Raw genomic sequence first — 4,111 nt, forward strand, 5'->3', positions numbered from 1 at the left:
CGTTACGAATTGCTAAAAACCTATAAAAAAATCGTATCTCCTCGATTCTTTTAGTCTCATAATGCTTTAAAAATTAGGTGAAAGAAAACTATTGAATTCTATGAAAAAACTTTTTTTAGCTATAACGTTGGCTCTGCTGCAGTTAGGGTATGCTCAAAGTGAAAAAGAAGCATTGAAGAAAGCAGCACAATACTACAAGAATTTGGATTATGTACAAGCTATTAATGCTTATGAAAGTATTGCAAAAAAGGGAGTAGAACCTCAAGAACTCTTGGAAAATCTCGGCAATGCTTATTATTATAATGCCGATTATCAACAAGCTAATAAGTGGTATGCCAAACTTTTTGAAGGCAAAGATGCTAAAACTAACAAGCCTTTCAATATCAAACCAGAATATTACTATCGTTATGCACAAACACTCAAAACAGTAGGTGACTATGATAATTCTGATAAGATAATGGATAAGTTTGTAGAGTTGGTAGGCAAACAAGATACTCGTGCAGCTCTTTTCCTCAAAAATAGAGATTATCAAGCAGAGATTAAACGCAATTCGGGTAGGTTAGAGCTGAATTTGTTAAAAATCAACACTAAAAAATCTGAATATGGTACAGCTTTCTACGGTGATAATATCGTATATGCTACTTCTAAAAGCGGATTCCTCAAACGCCGTTCCGATTGGACAGGGGATAATTTCTATAGTCTTTATGAAGCCAATACCGATAGCTTAAAAGCTACTAAAAAAGCTAAATTAAACGGTATCAATACCAAATTCAATGAATCGACAGCTGCTTTTACCAAAGATGGCAATACAATGTATTTCACACGTAATAACTTTATCAACAACGAAGTGAAGACTAATGGAGACCAAACGGTGCTCCTCAAAATCTTTAAAGCAACTAAAGATAAACACGGCAAATGGGGTGATGTGCAAGAAATGCCTTTTAATAGCAATATCCACAGTGTGGCACACCCCGCTCTCAGTCCCGATGGTAAGTATATCTACTTTTCATCGGATATGAAAGGTACTTTAGGCTCATCAGATATCTATCGCGCTAAAATCCTCAAAAGTGGTTATGGAAAACCTGAAAACTTAGGTGATCGTATCAATACTTCAGGGCGCGAGTCTTTCCCTTTTATCTCAGATGATAATGTGCTTTATTATTCATCAGATGGTTTTCCAGGTTTAGGTGGTTTGGATATCTATGCAGTGAAATTAGATGAAGAAGGCAACCCTATTACTAAACCTGTAAATATAGGTCGTCCCGCTAATAGTGCTGAAGATGATTTTTGTTATGTCATCAATAGTAAAACTAAGATAGGTTATCTCACTTCTAACCGCCCTGGAGGAAAAGGAAGTGACGATATTTATAGTTTTTATGAGCATACACCTTTGCGTTTTACTTGTCAATATAGCCTATCAGGGGTGGTAAAGGATACTGATACTAAGCAAATTATACCAATGGCAAAGGTAACACTTTGGGGAGCTAACAACACTTTGTTAGAAGAAACTACCGCCGATGAAGAAGGACGTTTTTCCCTTCTCTACACTGCCGATTGTGGTGATTTACAATTGCTACTCAAATCAGAAAAAGAACAATACCAATCAGGACAACAAACAGTGGCACTCAATAGCGCACAAAAAGTAACTGCTGAAGTATTGCTTACTCCAATTCCAGCAACGCCTAAAATAGCTGTGGGTACTGATTTAGCTAAAGTGTTGAAGATAGAAAACATCTATTTTGATTACGACAAGGCTAATATCCGCAAAGATGCTGCTGAAAAATTGGCTAAAATAGTAGCTATAATGAAAGAACACCCTACTATGAAAGTAGATGTGCGCTTGCATACTGATAGCCGTGGTTCTGATAAATACAATTTAGCACTTTCTGAGCGCCGTGCTAAATCTACTATCAAATGGATTGTAAGTCACGGTATTAAGAAAAATAGAATTACAGGTAAAGGCTATGGTGAAACGCAATTGGTAAATGGTTGCTCTAATGGCGTACCTTGTACTGAAGAGGAACACCAAGCTAACCGCCGAAGCGAATTTATCATCGTACATTATTAATAATACACTACATAGATATTTTATTTTGCCAAAGATTGTACTAGTTACAACTTTTGGCAATTTTTTTATTTATGGCATATACATTATAGACTTTTAAAGAAAATGGAAAAATAATTGTAGATCAATGTTATTTTGATTGTTCTAATTAGTTCATTTTCAATATTTATAAAAATATTTTCGTAAATTGTTTCAAAAATATTTGGCAGTTACAAGTAATATTATTTACTTTGCGTCACAAAGTGCTTCACTATGGAAGAAAATAAATATTTAGAGGATCTACGTGAAATACGCCAAATGATGCGTAAATCTACCCTTTTTCTTTCGCTTAGCGGACTTTCGGGGGTATTGGCAGGTGTGTATGCTCTTATGGGAGCAGCAGGAGTGTATGTATTATTGCAGCACCATTATAACTATTATCCGTATGTGTATATCGAAAGCAAAACCTTTAAAGCTATTATAGCTATTGCTTTAGCGGTGCTTGTAGCTTCTATTCTCACAGCTTACTTGTTTTCAGTGCGCAAAGCTAAACGCAATGGCGAAACTTTAGTAACACCTATTGCTAAAAGAGCATTGTATAACTTTATGATTCCACTACTCACAGGAGGCTTGCTCAGTGTGTTGCTTATCAAAAATGAGTACTACGGACTGTTAGCTCCTATGACGCTTATTTTCTACGGTTTGGCGTGTGTGAACGTGAGTAAATACACCTTTGGTGATGTGCATTATCTCGGTATTACCGAAATTATTTTAGGCTTATTAGCTGTATATTTCCCTGGTTACGGACTCTTGTTCTGGACATTAGGTTTTGGCGTATGCCATATTCTCTATGGAGGCATTATGCACTTCAAATATGAACGAAAATAATAAATGATGACTGAAATCCTAAAACGCTATATCGATGCTTCTAATGCTTTTCGCAAAGCAGGAGGTTCTCACGAGGGAGCTATCGCATTGTACGATTTGTTGTACGATTTGCAAGCTAAAACCCAGCGCACTAAAGAGGAAGAGCGTATCCTCGCTGATACTTATACCTTATTAGAATACCACCTTTCGGCTTATGAGACTTTCTTGCGCATTGCCGATACTACTAATTATAAGGAGAAAAGCAAACTATTGGTTTTGGAAGATAAAGCCAAAACGCATAAAAATACTTTTTGTATCAAGGATGTTCGCAAATTGAAAGCAAAGAAAAAGCAGACTGCCTTTAAAATAAGTGACTTTGAGAAAGTAGAAGATTTAGAGTCGGAATGTGAGTATGTACTCTCAACGAAAAAAGTAGTGATTTTTAACAAAGAGGTGGCAGGAGAGGATTTTTCATTCTTTATAAACAAAGAAACATCCTTAGAAAGTTGCTTGCATAGTATAAATGAATATTTAGAATGGCTTTCGGATGCTAAAGCGACACTCATTAATTACTACAATGAGCATTGTGCTGAATATACACCTCAAGCTGATGACAATTGGTACAACACTTTAGAAGTATATAGCGGTCATTTGGATATTGGGAGTATAGGAATCTCTGCTCATATAAGTGCTGGGGATATTTTCTCCCCTGATCATTTGTTAGAAATAGATTTTGAAGGAAAAGAAATTACCCATATAGGATGGGATGGATAATAAATATACTATGAAGACAAAATTTTTTATTACAACCCTATTATTCCTCATAGGAGGGCTCTGCCTAAAAGCACAAACCAATGATACGGATACCCAAAAGGCTATCGCTACTTTGAAGGAGTTTTACAAAGTAATATATGATGATAATTCATGGAAAGAAGAGCAATTTTTAAAATATGTATCTAAGGAATTGTTCAATAAAGTATTTTCTCCCTCTCGCGAAGATAATTCACCAGAATATGACCCTTTTATACAAGCACAAGACTATGAAGCAAAAACTCTTAATCGCAGTTTGAAAATTACCTCTTTAGGTAATGATAGATATAGAGTATGTTTTTTGCTTTCTGACTGGGAAAAGAAGAAAACTTGCGTAGATTATCAATTGAAGAAAAATAACAAAGGGAAATATATGATTACTAATATTTT

At 35.4% G+C, this 4,111-nt stretch carries 4 protein-coding genes; all 4 read left to right on the forward strand.

What is annotated here, in order from left to right; translation table 11 throughout:
• The first annotated feature begins 100 nt into the window (after positions 1–100).
• Positions 101–2,068 (forward strand): OmpA family protein, encoded by a 1,968-nt coding sequence (locus Q0162_RS01775; protein WP_297888171.1) that lies wholly within the window; start codon positions 101–103, stop codon positions 2,066–2,068.
• Positions 2,069–2,317: 249 nt separating this feature from the next.
• Positions 2,318–2,932, forward strand: a complete 615-nt coding sequence (locus Q0162_RS01780; RefSeq protein WP_297888174.1) for a hypothetical protein — start codon at positions 2,318–2,320, stop codon at positions 2,930–2,932.
• A gap of 6 nt (positions 2,933–2,938) precedes the next feature.
• Complete coding sequence (locus tag Q0162_RS01785; protein WP_297888180.1) at positions 2,939–3,685, forward strand: hypothetical protein; 747 nt, start codon at positions 2,939–2,941, stop codon at positions 3,683–3,685.
• 10 nt (positions 3,686–3,695) lie between these two features.
• Positions 3,696–4,111 (forward strand): hypothetical protein (locus Q0162_RS01790; RefSeq protein ID WP_297888177.1); only part of this gene is annotated, 416 nt, incomplete at its 3' end.

The sequence above is a fragment of the uncultured Capnocytophaga sp. genome, from assembly GCF_937936315.1.
In the GTDB taxonomy this organism is placed as follows: domain Bacteria; phylum Bacteroidota; class Bacteroidia; order Flavobacteriales; family Flavobacteriaceae; genus Capnocytophaga.

Bases quoted from the DNA above. Each gene is read 5' to 3' on its own strand.
- Q0162_RS01775 (WP_297888171.1), top strand. From the start codon at position 101: ATGAAAAAACTTTTTTTAGCTATAACGTTGGCTCTGCTGCAGTTAGGG.
- Q0162_RS01780 (WP_297888174.1), top strand. From the start codon at position 2,318: ATGGAAGAAAATAAATATTTAGAGGATCTACGTGAAATACGCCAAATG.
- Q0162_RS01785 (WP_297888180.1), top strand. From the start codon at position 2,939: ATGACTGAAATCCTAAAACGCTATATCGATGCTTCTAATGCTTTTCGC.